Origin of the sequence: Kitasatospora sp. CM 4170, from assembly GCF_032110285.1 — a bacterium.
Classification (GTDB): Bacteria; Actinomycetota; Actinomycetes; order Streptomycetales; family Streptomycetaceae; genus Kitasatospora; species Kitasatospora aburaviensis.
On sequence record NZ_CP134877.1, the window covers coordinates 2232142 to 2249780 of the forward strand.

At 72.9% G+C, this 17639-nt stretch carries 13 protein-coding genes; 2 read left to right on the forward strand and 11 right to left on the reverse strand.

The window, feature by feature from the left end:
• Positions 1-36: 36 nt before the first annotated feature.
• Positions 37-285: an acyl carrier protein gene (locus RMN57_RS08775; protein WP_313762829.1), complete on the reverse strand. Its 249-nt coding sequence runs from the start codon at positions 283-285 to the stop codon at positions 37-39.
• Positions 286-631: 346 nt separating this feature from the next.
• Between RMN57_RS08775 and RMN57_RS08780 the strand changes: the two genes are divergently transcribed.
• The gene (locus RMN57_RS08780) at positions 632-1795 is read left to right on the forward strand and encodes a 4-hydroxybenzoate 3-monooxygenase (RefSeq protein ID WP_313767752.1); all 1164 of its coding nucleotides are present in this window, start codon (positions 632-634) and stop codon (positions 1793-1795) included.
• A gap of 38 nt (positions 1796-1833) precedes the next feature.
• On the forward strand, positions 1834-3603 hold the full coding sequence (locus tag RMN57_RS08785; RefSeq protein WP_313762830.1) for a methyltransferase: 1770 nt from the start codon (positions 1834-1836) through the stop codon (positions 3601-3603).
• A 59-nt stretch (positions 3604-3662) separates the two neighbouring features.
• Here RMN57_RS08785 and RMN57_RS08790 read toward each other — a convergent pair whose 3' ends face one another.
• From RMN57_RS08790 to RMN57_RS08835, 10 genes are all read right to left on the reverse strand, one after another.
• Positions 3663-5576 carry an APC family permease gene (locus RMN57_RS08790; protein ID WP_313762831.1) on the reverse strand — a complete coding sequence of 638 codons (1914 nt, stop codon included), beginning with the start codon at positions 5574-5576 and terminating at the stop codon, positions 3663-3665.
• A 216-nt stretch (positions 5577-5792) separates the two neighbouring features.
• Complete coding sequence (locus RMN57_RS08795; RefSeq protein WP_313762832.1) at positions 5793-7328, reverse strand: amino acid adenylation domain-containing protein; 1536 nt, start codon at positions 7326-7328, stop codon at positions 5793-5795.
• A 240-nt stretch (positions 7329-7568) separates the two neighbouring features.
• A complete protein-coding gene (locus RMN57_RS08800) occupies positions 7569-9143 on the reverse strand; it encodes a cobalamin-dependent protein (RefSeq protein WP_313762833.1) in 1575 nt (524 codons plus the stop codon).
• Between the two features lie 314 nt (positions 9144-9457).
• Positions 9458-9934 carry a YbaK/EbsC family protein gene (locus RMN57_RS08805; RefSeq protein WP_313762834.1) on the reverse strand — a complete coding sequence of 159 codons (477 nt, stop codon included), beginning with the start codon at positions 9932-9934 and terminating at the stop codon, positions 9458-9460.
• 40 nt (positions 9935-9974) lie between these two features.
• Positions 9975-10541 (reverse strand): helix-turn-helix domain-containing protein, encoded by a 567-nt coding sequence (locus tag RMN57_RS08810; RefSeq protein ID WP_313762835.1) that lies wholly within the window; start codon positions 10539-10541, stop codon positions 9975-9977.
• Positions 10542-10642: 101 nt separating this feature from the next.
• Positions 10643-11011, reverse strand: a complete 369-nt coding sequence (locus RMN57_RS37025) for a galactokinase family protein (RefSeq protein ID WP_380234081.1) — start codon at positions 11009-11011, stop codon at positions 10643-10645.
• Entirely contained in the window at positions 11008-12090 is a 1083-nt protein-coding gene (gene galT, locus RMN57_RS08820; protein ID WP_313762836.1) for a galactose-1-phosphate uridylyltransferase, read from the reverse strand. The genes RMN57_RS37025 and galT overlap by 4 nt, the downstream gene beginning before the upstream one ends.
• A gap of 159 nt (positions 12091-12249) precedes the next feature.
• The gene (locus tag RMN57_RS08825; protein ID WP_313762837.1) at positions 12250-14670 is read right to left on the reverse strand and encodes an RICIN domain-containing protein; all 2421 of its coding nucleotides are present in this window, start codon (positions 14668-14670) and stop codon (positions 12250-12252) included.
• 43 nt (positions 14671-14713) lie between these two features.
• A complete protein-coding gene (locus RMN57_RS08830; protein ID WP_313762838.1) occupies positions 14714-15733 on the reverse strand; it encodes a LacI family DNA-binding transcriptional regulator in 1020 nt (339 codons plus the stop codon).
• Between the two features lie 53 nt (positions 15734-15786).
• Complete coding sequence (locus tag RMN57_RS08835; protein WP_313762839.1) at positions 15787-17589, reverse strand: alpha-galactosidase; 1803 nt, start codon at positions 17587-17589, stop codon at positions 15787-15789.
• Positions 17590-17639: the final 50 nt, after the last annotated feature.

Sequence of the window (17639 nt, forward strand, 5' to 3'; positions counted from 1 at the left end):
GTTCCGGCCCGTGCCCTGTCCGAACGAACCCGCCGACTACCAGCCGGCGGCCTCCGCGACCACCTCGTAGACGCCCTTGAGGTTCACCATGCGGGCGAGCTCGGACTGGTCGATGGTCACGCTGAATTCCTTCTCAAGACCCGCGAGAATCTCGATGGAACGCAGCGAGTCCGCCTGGTGGTCCTCCTTGAAGAGGCTGGTCTCGGTGACCTCGTCCTCCTCGATCTCCAGAATGTCGCAGACGATCTCCTTGATCTTCTGCACGTTCTCGTCGTACGAAGCCATAATGGGGACCCTTCCTATTCGGTGCGGCTCCTCGCGGCCACTGCCCGGTTTTCTTCCGGAGATCTTTCTAGGGCACCCCCGAGCGGCCCGGCAACGGCCGCTGCAGAAACCTGCCAACTCGCCCCGGGGAAATGGCGATGACCTGCCCGGACGGCTATGACAGCCAGTGGACACGCGCGCCGGGCGGGTCCGGCCGGCCCGACGGGGCCCCGCCCGACGACACGGAGATCATCACGCTATTCACACCCCCGGGTGATTTCGGCCGATCCGTGTATCTACCGGTGGCTATGATCCACTTCTCGTGACGGAACGTCAGAACAATCGACCGGCCGACGAAGCGGCCGACGTGGTCATCCTTGGTGCCGGGCCGGCCGGGCTGCTCCTCGGCAACCTCCTGCACGGCAGCGGCATCGACTGCGTCGTCCTCGAACGCGCCGACCGCGGGCACGTCCGGACCAGGGCCCGCGCCGGCTTCCTCGCCGCCAACACCGTGCGGGTCCTGGAGCGCCACGGCCTCGCCGACGGCCTGCACCGGGCCGGCCGGGCCCACGGCACCTGCGAGTTCCGCACCGAGGACGGCCGCTTCCGGCTGGACTACGGCCGCCTCGGCCGCGGCGAGCGGCACACCGTCTACCCCCAGCAGGAACTGGTCACCGACCTGCTGAACCGATTCCTCGACGCCGGCGGGCGGATCCGGTTCGAGACCGAGGCCCTGGCCGTGCACGACGCGGACGGCCCGCACCCGACCGTCACGGCGCGCGAGCCGGACGGGCGCCCCACCCGCTGGCGGGCCCGGTACGTCGCCGGATGCGACGGCCGCCACGGCGCCGCGCGGCGGTCGCTGCCCCCGGGCGCCCTGCGCCACCGCCACGACCACGGCGCCACCTGGCTCGGCCTGCTGGTCCAGGCCCCGCCCAGCCTCGACGCCGTCGGCTACGCCGTGCACCGGCGCGGCTTCGCCGGCCACATGGCCCGCACCGCCGAGGTCACCCGCTACTACCTGCAGTGCGACCGCGGCACCCCGGCCGACGCCTGGCCCGAGGAGCGCATCTGGCACGAGCTGGACGTGCGGATGCGCGCCGCCGACCACGGCCCGCTGCACCGGGGCCCGGTCGTCCACCGCACCGTCGTCGACCTCGACTCCGACGTCGTGGAGCCGCTGCGCCACGGCGCCCTCCTGCTCGCCGGCGACGCCGCGAGCGTGCTCAGCCCCTCCGCCGCCAAGGGCGCCAATCTCGCGGTGCTGGAGGCGGAGCTCCTCGCCGAGGCCCTCGTCGACGACCTCGCGCACGGCGACCCGCGGGCCCTGGACCAGTACTCGCGCCGCTGCCTGGCGCACATCTGGCGCGCGCAGGAGTTCTCGCACTGGATGGTCCGCCTGCTGCACGCCGTGCCCGGCCCGTACGGCCGGTCGCCGTTCGAGGACTCCCTTCGCCGCGCGCGCCTGGAGTCGCTGCGCACCTCGCGCACCCACCAGGACTGGTTCGCCGAGAACTACGTCGGCGTCTGAGCGCCACCCCCGAGCACCGGAACGAGGACGCCCCCGCCATGACCACGACCGCCACCACTCCCCCGGCCGCGCCCGCCCCTGCAGAGCCCGCCGCCGCGACCTCCCCGGACGACGCGACCCGGCTGCGCACGACGGCCGACTTCGTCCGGCACCAGGACACCGCCGCCCTGCTCCCGCTCCTGCTGCCCGGCCTCGACGGCCCCGAGCTGCGGGCCCTGGCACGCCACACCCGGTTCGCGCACGCCGCGCTGCTCGTCTTCCCGCCGGGGCCGCAGGCCCTGCGCGCGGACCTGGCCGCCTGCGGGCTGGCCGCCGACACGCCAGCCCACCCCAGCGTCGTCGTCCGGCAGCGGCTCGCCCTGCGGCACCGGCGCGACCCGGGCGAGCTGGCCGTCGGGATCCTGCGCCCCGCCGTCCGCGGCAGCGACGGGACGCACCGCACGGTCGAGGTGTTCGCCCTGACCGTGCCGCCGGGCTCGGACCTGGACGGCCTCGCCGAGCACGAGCGGGCCCACCAGCACGAGGCGCACCTCGCCTTCGAGGTGGCCGACCCGGACCCGCTGGTGCTGCGCGGCCTGTGCGCGATCCTCACGCGCCACGGCGCGGCCGCCGACGGCGGCGGGTACAACCCCCACGAGGACGGCACGGTCCTCTACTTCACCGCACCCGCCGGCTCCCGGGCCGGCTACCGGCGGGTGGAGCTCTACGCGCGCGGCGACCACCGCGACGTGCTCGCCGCCCACCTGGACGAACAGCGCACACAACGGCCTGCCGAAGCGCTCCTGCGCCGGCTCACCGGTGCCTGGACGACCCAGGCCCTCGCGGCCTGCGCCCAGCTCGGCCTGCCCGACGCCATGGACACCGAGGTGGCCACCGACGGCGAGGCGCTGGCCCGGCGGCTCGGTGCCCACCCGGGCAGCCTCGCCACGCTGCTGCGCTACCTCGCGATGCTCGGCGTGGTGACCCGGGAGGGCGAGGCCGCCTTCCGGCTCACCGGCCTCGGCGCCCTGCTGCGCGCCGACACCCCGGGGTCGCTGCGCCCCCTCGCCCTGCTGTACGGCGGACCGTTCTACCGCTCCTTCGCCGGCCTCGCCCACACCGTGCGGACCGGGGAGACCGCCTTCGACCACCTCTTCGGCGAGAACCACTTCGACCACTTCGCCCGCGACCCCGAGCTCGCCGAGCTGTTCGACCGGTCGATGGCCGCGAGCTCGCACATGTTCGAGCCGCTCCCCGCGCACCCCGTCCTCACGGCCGCGGGCCGGGCACCGGCCCCCGCGACCGTCGTCGACGTCGCCGGCGGCAACGGCGAACTGCTCGGCCGCGTCCTCGGCGCGCACCCCCGCCTGCACGGCGTCCTCCTCGAACGCCCGCACGTCGTCGAGGCCGCCCGCCGCCGGCTCGACGCGGCGGGATACGGCGGCCGCTGCAGCTACCGGGTGGGCGACTTCGCGGACGTACCGGCGGGCGGCGACGTCTACCTGCTCTCCCGGGTGCTGCACGACTGGGACGACGAACGCTGCCGCGAGATCCTGCGCCACTGCGCCCGCGCGATGCCCGCCCACGCCGACCTGCTCGTCGTCGAGCGCATCCTGCCCGCCGACGGCTCGGCCTCCCTGGCCACCGCCTGGGACCTGCACATGATGTGCAACGTCGGCGGCCGGGAACGCCGCGAGGACCACTACGCCCGGCTCCTCGCCGACGCGGGGCTCACCCTCGTGGACCGCTCGCCGCTGCCCCTGGACGCCAGTGTCCTGCACGCCCGCAAGGCCGTCGCGCTCCGACCCGTCCCCCGACCCGCGCCGTGAGCCGTGCGGCCGCCGGCCGGGGCTCCGGTCGGCGGCCGCGGTCGGCGGCCGCACGTCGGTCAGCCCGCCGCGTCCCTGCTCGCCGCGGCGGCGGCGGGCCCGGACCCGACGGGCACGCCGTCCCCGAACTCCCCGGCGTGGTCCGGGATGTCGAGCACCTCCCGGGCGGCGAGGGTGTCGTCCAGGTCCTCGGTCCGGAAGCCGCTGGCCTGGGCCCACAGGTAGAAGACGTAGGAGACCGCGGCGATCGCCAGGGTGTCGAGCGGGAAGGGGATCGCCGGATCACCGGTCGGCCCGTACTCGCCGTAGTAGGAGAGCGGCAGCAGGGCGAGGAGCAGGCCGAGCAGCCAGAGGCCGCCGGTGACGTGGCGGCGCCCCTCGCGGTTGCCCGCCGCCCAGAGCAGGCCGGTGAAGACGGCGATGCAGAGGGTGAAGGCGGTGGCGTAGAGCCCGAAGCCCCACCCGCTGTGGCGCGCACCGTGGCGGGCGAGGAACCAGCCCCCGGAGGCGGTCGTCCAGACCCAGGCGGCCAGGAAGGCGAGGGAGAGCGGGACGGCGACCGCCCGGTCGATCCAGCCGCGCCTGACCGCGGTGTAGGAGGCGAAGACCGGCAGCCCCGCGAAGACGGTGACGAGGAGGGTGACGAGGGTGGTGAAGCCGGACCAGTAGATGACCAGCACGCTGCAGATGAAACTGGCCGGCGACCAGAGGGCCGCCCACCGGAGCCGGAACGGCCGCGGCAGGTCGGGGGCGGTGCGCCGCAGCGAGGAGAGGCTGACGCTGCCCATCAGGAAGGTCAGCACGCCGGCGGCGGAGATGAACGACACCAGCTGGTACCAGCTCGGTGCGGGGATGAAGAAGAGACAGCCGACCAGGAAGCAGAAGGCCGTGGCGACGGTCGGCACGCCGCGGGGCGAGAGGCGCCGGAAGATCTCGGGCGCCGCCCGGTGGTGGGCCAGCGCCTGGCTGACCCGGGCGCTGTTGCCGAGGTAGATCCACCCGGCGCCGGCGGGCGAGAGCACGGCGTCGACGAGCAGCACGCTGCCGAAGGCGGCGAAGCCCGCGGTGCCCACGGCGTCGAGGGCGTGGAAGAACGGACCGGAGGCCCAGGTGCTGGCGTTGAGCGCCGCCCAGTCGCCGGGGCGGACCTGCGCGTCCTGCCAGTCGATCGCGCCGATGAAGGCGATCTGCAGCAGGGTGTAGAGGACGGTGGGGACGGCGATGGCCACGATGATGGCGATCTTGGCGTCGCGCCGGGGGTTCTTCATCTCGCCACCGAAGTCGAGGGCCTGTCTGAAGCCCACGAAGGCGAAGGCGATGCCGGTCGACGAGATGGCGTGCACGGTGCTGGCGCCGCCGAACGGGAGGAACCCGCCGGCCAGGGAGAAGTTGTCGCCGTGCAGGGCGAAGAAGAGCAGCAGGAAGGTGGCGACCGGGATCACGATCTTCCAGAACGTCACCCAGTTGGTCGCCACGCTGAACTTGCGGATGCCGATCACGTTGACGACGTAGAAGACCACCATCAGCGCGATGGCGGAGACGATGCCCTCCGGCCAGGTGAGCACCGTGGTGCCGTCGACCTGTTCGACGACGTGGAGCCCGGGGAAGCGGCTGCCGAGGTAGGTCATCACCGCGACCGCCTCCACCGCGGGGATCGACACGGCGAAGAGCCAGGCGGCCCAGCCGATGATCCAGCCGGTGAACGCACCGTGGGTCAGGTACGGGTAGCGGACGACGGTGCCGGTCAGGGGGAGCATGCCGCCGAGCTCGATCCAGGTCAGGGCGATGACCATGAAGACGACACCGGCGACGACCCAGGACAGGATCGCGGCCGGCCCGGCGATCCCCGCGGCGGAGAGGACCGCGAAGAGCCAGGCCGAGCCGATCTGGCCGCCGATGCTGAGGAAGACGAGCTGGGCGAGGGTGACCTCCCGCCGCATTCGGCGGGCTGGTTCGGGCAGTTCGGTGCTCACGTGGGTGCTCCTCCTGGGGATGCGGGGCCGGGTGCGGGCGGTCGCGGGCCGGCAGCGGGCGGCCCGGATGCGGGCGGGCCCGGCACGGGCAGCTCGGAGCGCAGGGCCCGGAGCCGGCGGCCCGGTGGCCGCGGTCAAGGGAGAGCGGGGGCAGGGTCGACCCGCCCCCGCTCGGGGTGTGGCTGCCGTGTCTCGGCCCCGGTCCGGGGCGTCAGGTCACCGGCCGGTGAGCGCCTGGGCGAGCGCCGCCCGGTCGACCTTCCCGGTCGGGGTGAACGGGAAGGCGTCCACGACGACGTACCGGGCCGGGACCATGTGGCCGGGCAGCACGCCCTGCAGACTCGCGCGGAGCCGCTCCTCCTCGATCCGCTCGCCGGGCACCCGCACGCAGTGCGCGGCCAGGAACTGCTCCCCGGTCGCCGTGGCGTGGACGGTGACCAGGGCGTCGCTGACCCCGGGCAGGTCGCGGAGCTGGCTCTCGACCTCGCCCAGTTCGACGCGGGACCCCTTGATCTTGACCTGGGTGTCGCGGCGGCCGAGGAACTCCAGGTCCCCGTCGGGCAGCACGCGCCCGTAGTCGCCGGTCAGGTACGCCGGGATGCCCAGCCCCTCCCACGTCCGGAACCGCTCCGCCGTCAGCTCGGGCCGGTTGAGGTAGCCGTCGGCGACGGCGATCCCGCCGATGCAGATCTCCCCCACCTCCCCGGCCTTGACCGGCTGCATCGCGGCGTCGACCACCTTGACGACCGCGTTGTCGATCGGCCGGCCGATCGAGGGCAGCACCGGCCACCCGGCCGGGTCGCCGGTGAGCTTCTCGGCGGTGATGACGTGGGTCTCGGTGGTGCCGTACTGGTTCTCCAGCGACGCGCCGGTGCGCGAGAAGAAGGTCCGCACGGACTCCCCGATCTGGAGCTGCTCGCCCGCGGTGACGACCTCCTTGAGCGAGCCGGGGAACCGGTCCTGCTGGACGGCGGCCTCGATCACCTGGTGCAGGGAGACGAACGGCAGGAAGACCCGGTCGATCCGCTGCTCGTCGATGTAGGCGAGCAGCTTGGTGGGGTTGCTGCGGGTGGCCTCGTCGACCAGGACGAGCGTCCCGCCACTGGCCCAGGTGCCGAAGATCTCCTGGAAGGAGACGTCGACGCTGAGCGGCCACAGCTGCAGGGTGTTCCAGCCGACCGTGGAACCGGAGTTCTCGACCTGCCAGGAGATCAGGTTCGCGAGTGCCCCGTGCGGCATGACGACGCCCTTGGGCCGGCCGGTGGAGCCGGAGGTGTAGCTGATGTACGCGAGGTCCTCGGGCCGGGCGCCGGCGCCCGGCCGGGGCGGCTCGGCGGGAGCCTCCCCGTCGAGGACGCTGTCGAGGACCTCCAGCCGGCAGCCCTCGGGGACGGTGATGAGGTCCGCCAGGTGGGCCCGGCAGAGCAGTCGGTCGGCACCGCTGTCCGCGAGCATGTAGTCGAGGCGTCCACGCGGATAGGTGTCGTCCAGCGGCACGTAGGAGCCGCCGCCGGCCAGCACCGCGAGCACGGCGATCGCCAGCTCCGGCGACCGGTCGTTGAACAGCGCCGCCCGGCTGGTGCCGGCGAGGTGTCCGGCCAACCGCTGGATCGAGGCCTGGACTTGACGGTACGTCAGTTCACCGCCGGGCCAGCGCAGGGCGATCACGTCGGGGTGGGCCTGCGCCTGCGCGGCCACCATCTCGTGCACGAGCCGCTGCTCGGTCCGGTTCTCTCTGCCGTGTCCGGTCATGGGAAGACTCTCCTTCTCCGCGGCCATCGCCATGGCCGCGGAAGACGATGCGAACGTGCGGGATGCGAACGGTTGCGGTTCAGGTGCGCGTGGGTGCGCGGGTGCGCGGGTGCGCGGGTGCGCGGGGAAGCGAAGTACCGGGAGGTGCCCGCCCGTCGGAACAGCCGGGGCGGACCACAGGAACGTTTCACCGCGAGGTGAAGCCCCCAGGGGCCGTCGCTCCGCGGGGCGGAAGGCCGGTCAGACCCCGCCGCCGATGACGATGCCGTGCTTGGTCGCCAGCGCGTTCATCCGGCTCATGTACTCGTCGACCAGATCCTGCGTCACCTTCGGGCAGCAGCCGGCGATGAAGTCGCGGATCATCTCGTCCATGTCGAGCTCGTCGGCCGTACGGTAGAAGTCCATTCGGGACTCCAGGTAGGCCCGGTCGACTTCGAGGCCGAACTCGGCGGCCCTGGCCTCGGCGTAGTCGGGGTGCGTGAGGTAGCGGTAGGACTGCGAGCCCGGGATGGGGCAGAGCGGTCCGAAGTCGAGGGCCGCGAAGGTCCTGGGGTGTTCCTCGACGATCCGGGTGAGCGCCTCGTGGTTGTCCGCCATGATCTCGGGCGTGATACCCAGGTGCGTCACCACCAGCCCGGCGGTGATCATGCCGCCCCGGTCGATGACCCCCTCCAGGGCCCGGAGGTTGTGCCCCATCGGCGCGTGCGCGCGGCCCCGGCCGCCGACCGGCTGCTTGTTCATGACCCGGAGCGACACGTCGGAGAGGCCGTCGAAGCCGATGAAGAAGTGGTCCAGGCCCAGCTTGTTGACCAGGGTGTCGATGCGGTCGGGACCGGTGGCGAACGCCTCGGCCCGCGCGTAGCCGAACATCTTCGGACGCTCCGCCTCCGGCAGGGCCAGGAACCACTCCGGCGGGTTCGCGGCCATCGCGCGCAGCATCCGCCAGAGCGTCAGCGGGAGCTCGTCGGCGGTGATGTAGAAGTAGTTGAAGCCCTGGTTGTGGACGTTCTCCAGGATCCGCCAGGCGCGTTCGGCCTCCGGCGCGACGATTTCGCGGACACCGGGGATGATGCCGCAGAAGTCGCAGGCGTTCAGCGGCACGCCCTCCAGGCGTTCGCCGGCGAACTTCACGCAACCGCGCCCGATGTCGACGACCTGGCTGCGCAACTCCCGGTCGCGCATGAAGAAGTACACCTGTTGCTGGCCGTCCAGGTAGTGCTTCTCGTGCGGGATGAAACTGTCGACGAGCCCGTAGTCGACCAGCGGCAGCCGGTGGTACTCGGCCGGATTCTCCGGGTTCCGGTGGACCGTGCCGCCGGGGTCCCGGTAGACCAGTCCCGCGTAGTCCATCGCGGGTCGCAGACGGCCGGCGAGCCGGTCGCTCATGAACTCGGCGAACCCCTCGACCACGTCGTTGCCGTGGAAGCCGACGTCCACGACGGGCTGGTTGGCCATCACCCGGTCGTACAGGGCCGAGAAGTGGTCGTTGCCGAGGACCACCAGGATGTCCGGATTGAGTTCCTTGGCCCGCTTGGCCATCGTGATCGAGGCCCCGTAGTTCGCGGTCAGGACGCTGAAGCAGAGGGCCCGTATTCGATGGGCGTGGGCCTCGATGAAGTCCACGAGGACGGAATTGCCGTGGACGGTTCCGTCGAAGTACCCGACGCTCGGCCCGCCGTCGGCGAGCTTCGGACGCAGAGCACTCATCAGCGTCAGGAGCCCGAGATTCGGATAGATCGCCGTATTCGCGCTCGACGTGTGGCGCGACGTGTCGTTGGCGTTGATGAACAGGACGTACTGTGCGTCTTCGGCCATGCGGAACCACCACTCTCGCAGAGGACTGGATCAGGCATGTGCTTGTCGTACAGACGTGCAGCGGTGCAGACGTGCAGCAGTGCAGCGGTACGGACATGCAGGCGCGCAGATGTTCAGGCGTGCGGCGGTACGAGTGTGCAGGCGCACGGGCGTGCCAGGTCGAACGACGGGCCGGGTGGCCACACGTCGAACGCTCACGTCACGGAGGCGCCGAAGGCGCGTGCGGTCGGGGCGCACGGTCGAGGAGGTCGCCGAGGGGCACGGAAGCCGAGGGTCACCGTCCCGCGTCCGGACAGCTCTCAGGTGCCGGTGACTCAGGTGCCGGCGACCACCGCGGATTCGCCACCGGTGAGCTTCACCAGTTCGGCGTAGGTGGTTCTGAAGACCGAATGGGGCATGCCGGCCCCGGTCCACACCTGCTCGTAGTCGTCCAGGGCGACGTCCACCAGCGTGCGGATGGACTGCGGATGGCCGATGGGCGCGACGCCGCCGACCTCCTGACCGGTGGCCCTGAGCACGAACTCCGGTGTGGCGCGCCGGATCTTCCCGCGGCCGACGCCGAGCAGCCGGGCCAGCAGGCGGGTGTCCACCCGATGGGCGCCGCTGGTCACGACGAGCAGCGGCGTGCCGTCGACGTCGAAGATCAGGCTGCTCGCGATGGCCCCCACCGGACAGCCGAGCTGTTCGGCGGTCTCCGCTGCCGTGGGCGAGGCCGCCGGCAGCTCGACGATCTCCTCGGAGCTGCCCGACTCGCGCAGCACTTCGCGTACGCGCTGTACTGTTCCTTGCAACGAAACCCCCCTTGCGCCTTGCAAGTGCGCCCTGCAAGCCTCACAGCGGCGGCTGGGCCCCTGTGGGGTAGAGCACGATCAGTGTGGCCTGGGTCGTGGGGCTCAGGCTCTCGTAGAAGTGCGGCCGGTCGGCCGAGAAGACGATGAAGTCCCCGGCTTCGAGCATTGCCGGATCGTCCTTGGGGCCGACCCGCATGGTGCCCTGATGGAGCATCAGGTGTTCCATGACGCCGACGCCGTGCGCCGGGGACTCGAACAGTCCCTGACACGTCGCCATGTCATAGATCTCGTACATGGTGGGACCACTGGTCATCCGGTGCACCAGCCTGAGCTGGAGCCCGTCCCCTCTCACGAGGGTTCCTTCGCCGGCCCGCCTGACGTGCGTCTTCGGCGGGTCGTCGCAGGTTATGAGGTCGGTCAGCGTCACACCGAAGTGCGTCGCCAAGGTCATCAGGGTCTCGACCGTCGGATTGCCACGGCCGAGTTCGAGCTGCGACAGGGTGGCCTTGGCCACGCCTGACTGCCTTGCGAGTTCGTTCAGTGACAGTCCGCGGGCGTCGCGAATCCTGCGTAGGTTCCCAGCCACCGCACCCATCACGTCTGTCACCGGGCGACCGTATCCCACGACCGCCCGTTCCATCAAGACGGCCATCCGGTCGTTTTGACGACCGGTCATACGGCTTGTCACACCGTCTGTCACACCACCCGTCACGCCGTCCGGCGGGCCCCGGCGGCCGCTCCGGCGGGGAAGCAGCGGGGCACGCCGTGGCCGGCGCCGACGAAGGCCGCGGTGACGGCGGCCACCACGCGGTCGACGAACTCGTTCTCCGCGCGCTGGGCGAGCAGGGCGAGCTCGGCGGGCCGCAGCTCGGCGGTCACGCCGCCGTCGAGGGTGCTGTGCAGCCGCAGGAGGCCGTCGCCCCGCCGGCGGGCCTGGACCCGGGCGGTCCACGGCAGCGCGATGGGCAGGACGAGCCCGTCGTTGTAGTCGGTGTGCTCGCCGATGGGGTTGACCCGGCCCGGCGCGGCCCACTCGCCCCCGGGGGCGTGGCCGTAGAGCTGTGCGAAGCCGGTCATGCGCCGGCCTCCCGCAGCCGGCGGGCCGCCTGCTCGGGCGCCACGTCGTTGACGAAGGCGTCCATGCCGGCCTCCACCCCGGCCAGGTACTTGAGCTTGCCGGCGGTCCGCCGGACGGTGAAGAGCTCCAGGTGGAGGGCGAACTCGGCGCCCCGGCCGAGGGGCGCCTGGTGCCAGGCGGAGACGTACGGGGTGGGGCCGCCGTCGAACAGCCGGTCGAAGCGGCGCAGCAGCTCCAGGTAGAGGCGGGGGAACTCGGCGCGCTCGGGCTCGGTGAGGGCGGTGAGGTCCGGGACGCGGCGGTCGGGGTACAGATGCACCTCGTACGGCCAGCGGGCGGCGAAGGGAACGAAGGCCGTCCAGTGCTCACCGGCGAGCACGACCCGCTCGCCGGCGGCCCGTTCGGCGTCGAGCAGGTCCTCGAAGAGGTTGCGGCCGTTGCGGGCCCGGTGCTCCTCGGCGGCCGCGAGGGCGCGGCGGGTGCGCGGGGTGGTGAACGGGAACGCGTAGATCTGACCGTGCGGGTGGGCGAGGGTGACGCCGATCTCGGCGCCGCGGTTCTCGAAGCAGTAGACCTGACGGACGCCGGGCAGGGCGGAGAGTTCGGCGGTCCGGTCGGTCCAGGCGTCGAGGACGAGACGGGCCCGCGGCTCGTCCAGGTCGGCGAACGAGGCGTCGTGGTCGGCGGTGAAGCAGACCACCTCGCACCGGCCGGTGCCCGGGTGGTCGGTGCGCAGCTCGCCGTCCCCGACCGGGACGTGGGCGGCGGCGGCGTCCGGGGCGAGCGACGGGAAGCGGTTCTGGAAGACGGCCACCTGGTAGTCGTCGGCCGGGATCTCGCTGAGCCGGCCGTCCCGGGAGGGGCAGAGCGGGCACTCGTCGGCGGGCGGGTGGTAGGTGCGGTCCTGCCGGTGGGCGGCGACGGTGACCCAGTCACCGGTGGCCGGGTCGCGGCGGACCTCGGAGCGGGCGGCGGTGGGCTCCAGCGGGCGCAGGTCGGCGGAGCCGCGGTCGGCGAAGGCCGTGTCGAAGTAGATGATCTCGCGGCCGTCCGCGAGCTTGCCTCTGCTCCTGTGCATGGGTTCCTACTCCTCGGGGCTCGGTCCGGGGGAGCCGGTCGGCCCTGCTGTCCGGGGATCGGGAGAACGCCCGGCGGCAGTGTCTCGACTGCCGCCGGGCGGGTGCCCGACCGGGGCGCGGACCGTGGGGGAAGTGCCGCGCCGCCGGCCGGGGGTCGGTCAGCCGGTGACCTGGACGACCGAGGTCCGGCCGGCTGGGACGGTGACGGTGGCGTAGGTGTAGGTGACGCCGTCGATCGTGACGGTGCGGGTCGGCTGCGCCGCGCCGTCGACGGTGATGCCGCTGTGGGTGCCGGCGAACCGGGCCGTCCAGGTGAGGCTGCCGGTGCCGGAGGTGTTGGTCAGGGCCGACTTGGTGACGCCGTCGTGCCGCAGGGTCACCGTGCCGCTGCCGACCGGGACGGAGGTGAGCTGCAGCCAGCCGATGTCCGAGGGCAGGCGGGAGGTGGTGCTGAGGGCGTGCCCGGCGGCGTCCGGCTGGACGCCCATGAGGCCCTGGACGGTCTGGCCGAGCAGGGTGAAGGCGATCTCGGGGTAGTCGCCGTTGAGGAAGCGCCCGGTGCTGTGCAGCGTGCCGACGCGGTCGTGGACGTACTGCATCCACTTCCAGCCGGTCGCGCCCTGGTTGTGCGCGAAGAACACGTCCGGCAGGTAGGTGGCGGCTTCGAGGTTCTCGGGCGCGCCCGCCCCGGAGGCCTGGGCGTCGATCCAGGCCAGGTAGTCGTTCTGCCGCTGCCCCGGGTCCATGATGCCCTTCAGCGGTATGAACCAGGAGTTCTCCTTGCCCCAGTCGCTGTACGCGGTGCCGTTGACGTCGTAGGCGCGGACGACGCGCGCCGGGTTCGCCGGGTCCACGCTCCACGAGGTGTTGAAGTAGGTCTTCAGGGTGGCCGCCCTGGCCTGGAGCCCGGCGGCGGTATCGGCGTTCCCCTTGGCCGTCGCCAGCGCGGCGGCGGCCAGGTAGGCCTGGTACTGCGAGGCCACGGCGTCGCCGGATTCGGCCAGCGTGGCACCGTTCTCGTTGTAGCTGGCGACGCCCTGGAAGATGTCGCCGCTGGTGGCCTGGGCGACCGGGACGCCGCCGTTGTCGATCGGGCCGGTGTGCCCGGTGACGTAGGGCCCGACGGTGCCGGCGACGAATCCGGACAGCGCCGGGTCGTCGAGGTAGTCGGTGTCGCCGGTCCAGCCGTAGGCCTCGTTGATCTTCTGGGCGAGCTCGAACGCGGCGGGGAGCTCGCGGACGAACGAGGTCGGGCTGTGGTAGTCGATCGACAGCGGGGTCTTCGCGTCGAAGTTGACCGCCCAGTACGGCATGTGGTCCGGGGCGCCGGCCGCGGAGGACGCGAAGGAGCGGAGCATGGTCTTGTTGGCCGCGTCGAGGCCGAGCAGGTGGGCGCCGACCACCTGGTGGGCGAAGTCCCGGGAGTAGAAGGCCGACCGGTACGGGTAGCCCGCCCAGTAGCCGGCGGCGTACGTGCCCTGTCCGCTGCCCCCGCTGGTGCGCTCGTCGGCGTTGAGCGGGCCGGTGGCACCGGGCTGGGCGGCGAAGGAGTTGGCCTTGGCCCGGGCCCAGTCGAAGAGGGCGGTGACGGTCGCGTTGGAGGAGCTGATCCGCGGGTTGTTGGGGGCGGACGGCGCGACGGTGACGTCGTCGACGTTGACCCATCCACCGGGCGCGGAGCCGACCGACACGGTGACGGTGTCTCCGGCGGCCACCCGTACGCCCGGCACGGTGTACTGGGCGTAGACGTTCTGCGCGGGCACCGTCACGGTTCCCACCGTGACCGCGTTGACCTGCACGGTCAGGGTGCCGCCGGCCGCGCCGGTGGCGATCCAGGCGCCGATGTCGTAGCTGCCCGCCTGTGGCGCGGTGGTGCTCTGGCTGATCCGGTAGCCGCTGCCCGCGTCCAGGTAGGCGAGGCCCGCCCCCCGGTGCGCGTTGTTCCCGGCAGTGCCGGCGTGCGCGGTGAACGTCCAGCCCGTGGTGCCCTGTTCGAAGCCCGGGTTGGCGAAGATCAGCGGGTCGGCCCGGGTCAGCAGCCACTGCTGGTTGGCGCCGCCGTGGCAGGTGTACTGCTGGACCTGGACGTTCGGGGTGGGGGCGCCGTACGGCAGGTCCAGGCAGAGCGCGCTGTTCTGCGGGTGGACGAGGGTGGCGCCGTTCGCGGTGGTCTCCAGCGTGAACTGTTCGTTCGGGGAGCCGTTGCAGGCGTACTCGACGAGTGCGGCGCCGGAGGCGGTGGAGCCGCCCTGGACGCTGAGGCAGGAGTTCGGGGCGGAGCGGTCGGCGATGGTGTAGCCGCCGCGGCCGTTCGGGGTGAGCCGCCAGCGCTGGCCCAGGAGACCCTGACAGGGCTGCTGCACGACCGGGGTCAGGTCGGCGGTGGCCGCCCACCTGCCGCCCAGGCACTGGCCGGTGGCCCCGGAGGCGATCGTGTAGGCGCTTCCGGGGACCACCGGGTCGCCGCCGGCGTGGGCCGCCCCGGCGGGCAGCAGGGTGAGGGCGCTCGCCGCAACGGAGACCAGGCCCAGGTGGGCGTGGGCGCGGAGCAGGGCGGGACGGGGTACGGGGTGGGGCAACGTATCCTCCGACATCGTTGTGGAAGGTGCGCCCCCGGCGGCCTCAGGCAGGCGGCCGTCGGGGGTGGTGGGGGGCGGTCGTGCCGCGCACGACGACTTCGGGCTGGAACATCAGTTCGCCGACCGGGACCTGGTGCCCGGACAGCAGACCGACCAGGCCGCGGGCGACCTCGGCCGCCAGCCGGTCCACGGGCTGGCGCACCGTGGTCAGCGGCGGGTCGGTGAACTCCATGAGCGGGCCGTCGTCGTAGCCGATCACGGAGACGTCCTCGGGGACGGAGAGGCCCTGGCGGCGGATCGCGCGGATCGCACCGAGCGCCATCTGGTCGCTCGCGGCGATCACCGCGGTGACGCCCCGGGCCAGCAACTGCTCGGCGGCGAACTGGCCGCCTTCGACCGAGTAGGTCTGGTGCACCACCGGCTGCTCGTCCTCACCGAGGCCGAGCGCCGCCATCGCGGCCCGGAACCCGGCGACCCTCCGGTCGGCGGGGCGGTTTCCGACCGGACCGGCGGCCATCCCGATCCGGCGGTGGCCGAGCCCGTACAGATGACGTACCGACAGCTCCGCGGCGTAGGCGTCGTCGGTGGAGAAGGCGACCGAGGGGCTGTCCTCGAAGCGGCCGTTGATGCAGACGTAGGGGACGGGACGGTTCTCCAGGAGCTGGAGCACCTCGGGGTCGAAGTTCTCCAGGGTGTTGCTGGCGGAACAGAAGACGATGCCGCTCGCGCCCAGGTCGAGAAGCGACTTGAGGAAGTCGCGCTCCTGCACGCCGCCCGGCAGCGCGGGGCAGACGACGGCGCGCAGGCCGTGCGGTGCCAGCGCGAGGCCGATCCGCTCGGCCAGCACACCGAAGATCGGGATCGACAGCCCCGGGGTGATGACCCCGACGATGCCGCCGGTGGCGGTGCCCCGCTCGTAGCCGAGCTCCTCCATGGCCCGCTCGACCACCTGCCGGGTCTTCTGCGAGACCCCGGCCTTGCGGTTCAGCACCCGGCTCACCGTGGCCACGCTGACCCCGGCCCGCTGCGCGACCTCGGTGATCCCGACCTTTTCCTGTTCCACTACTACCTGCCCCCAATTGGGTTGATCGTTGTCCCCGGTCGGCCGTAACTATGTCATCCGGCGACCTCGGTGACGTGGCAGAGACCGCCGGTCGGCACGGCGACGGAGTGCAGACCTTCGGGGAGGTCGATCAGGAGCTCGGGCTGCGGCCGGCCCGCCGCGTCGTACGCCTCGATCCGGACGCGACGCGCGGCCCCGCGCACGTCCAGCAGCAGGCGCCCCGCGGTCGAGGCGTTGACCAGCGTGAGCGCGTGCCAGGGCTCCGCGGGCAGGGTGACCGGGCGGTCGGTGTAGGCGGTGACCACGTACTGGTCGTCGTGCCGGGCGGTGACCTGCGGGTACAGCTCGTCGGGCCGGCCCGGCTCGTAGTGGCCGCCGGTCAGGGCCGGGCTGAGCCGCCGCCAGGTGGAGAGCCAGAACGCCAGCGCCCGGCGGTGGGGGCCGGAGAGCCCGGTGAGCCGGGCGGAGATCTGCGGCACCGAGTGGAGCGCGCCGTGGATCTGCCGGGCGAGCACCTCCGGCGCGCCGTCCGGGTCCCACATCAGCATGTCGGAGTGGACGGCGCCCCCGGGGGCGAGCATGGCGATGTCCAGGGTGCGGACCCGGTTGGCCACCGCGTCGGCCGGGCAGTCGATCGCCCGCAGGAGGTTGCCGTACGCCGTCATGGCGGGGCCGGTGTAGCGCTGGCGCAGCTCGATCACGAAGTCGTCGCCGCGCAGCCCGTGCAGCTCCTCGCGCAGCCGGGTCAGCAGCAGGGCCATCGCCTCGCCGACGTCCGCGACGTAGCCGGGGCCGGCCCCGTCGGGGGCGGGGGCCAGGCCGTAGGCGGTGGCCTCGTCCAGGAAGTCGATCTTCAGTCCGTCCAGGCCGTACTCCGCCACCACGCCGCGGCAGAGGCCGACCACGTGTTCGCGGACCTCGGCGTGGCGCGGGTCGAGGATCCGGCAGTCGAGGCGGTGGACGTGGTGCGGGGCGAACCGGGCCCAGTCGCGGTGGGCCGCGGAGCGCTCGCCGAGGAGCAGCGGGGCGATCCACGCGGTGTAGCGCAGGCCCAGCCCGCGGACGGTCTCGACGTGGGCGCGCAGGTCGGGGAACTTGGCGGGGTCGGCCGTCCAGTCGCCGCAACCCGCGTAGCCGCGCCCGTCACCGTGCAGCTGCCAGCCGTCGTCGAGGAAGAGCTGCCCGCAGCCCAGTTCGGCCGCGATCGCGGCCTCGCGCTCGACCCCGGCGGCGGTCACGTCCTGGGCGAAGGCGTACCACGTCGAGTAGACCGGGGTCCGGCCGAAGTCGGGCGTGGGCAGGGGCGTGCCCCCGGGCAGGGCGCCGAACCAGTCCCGCAGCTCCCGCAGCGCGGCCGCCAGGGTGGTCCCGGGAGCGGCGAGCCGCACCCGGCAGGACTCGCCGGCGGCGAGCGGGAAGCGCAGCCAGACGCCGAAGCGCTTGTGCTCCTCCGAGACGCCGAAGCGCACGGCGGTCTGCCGCACGACGCGGTCGGCGGCGAAGGCGAGCACGGAGCGCCCGGCGGTGTCGAAGAGGCAGCCGGCCGGAGCGGAGTCCACCAGGGAGACGGAGCGCCAGGGCGACCAGTCGGCCGGCAGGGTGCGCTCCCAGCCGGCGTTCGGGTGCCAGAAGCCGGCGGCGTCGCCGAGCGGGACGTCCAGGCGGATCGTCACCTCGGTGGCGGTCGTGGCGGCGAGGACGACGGTGTCGGTGTCCTCGGCGGCCGCCGCGACGGCGCCCGGCGCGGCCTGCACCGTGATCCGGGTGCCGTGCAGCCGGAGTTCGTGCGTCCCGCCCTCCCACTGGTCCGGGGTGAAGGTGGGCAGCGCGGCGAGGTCGATGGAGCCGGTCTGCACGGGAGGCCTCTCTGGAGTCGGGGCGGTGGAAGGCGTGGTCGGGGCGGCGG

Bases quoted from the DNA above. Each gene is read 5' to 3' on its own strand.
- RMN57_RS08775 (WP_313762829.1), bottom strand. From the start codon at position 285: ATGGCTTCGTACGACGAGAACGTGCAGAAGATCAAGGAGATCGTCTGC.
- RMN57_RS08785 (WP_313762830.1), top strand. From the start codon at position 1,834: ATGACCACGACCGCCACCACTCCCCCGGCCGCGCCCGCCCCTGCAGAG.
- RMN57_RS08795 (WP_313762832.1), bottom strand. From the start codon at position 7,328: ATGACCGGACACGGCAGAGAGAACCGGACCGAGCAGCGGCTCGTGCAC.
- RMN57_RS08800 (WP_313762833.1), bottom strand. From the start codon at position 9,143: ATGGCCGAAGACGCACAGTACGTCCTGTTCATCAACGCCAACGACACG.
- RMN57_RS37025 (WP_380234081.1), bottom strand. From the start codon at position 11,011: ATGACCGGCTTCGCACAGCTCTACGGCCACGCCCCCGGGGGCGAGTGG.
- galT (WP_313762836.1), bottom strand. From the start codon at position 12,090: ATGCACAGGAGCAGAGGCAAGCTCGCGGACGGCCGCGAGATCATCTAC.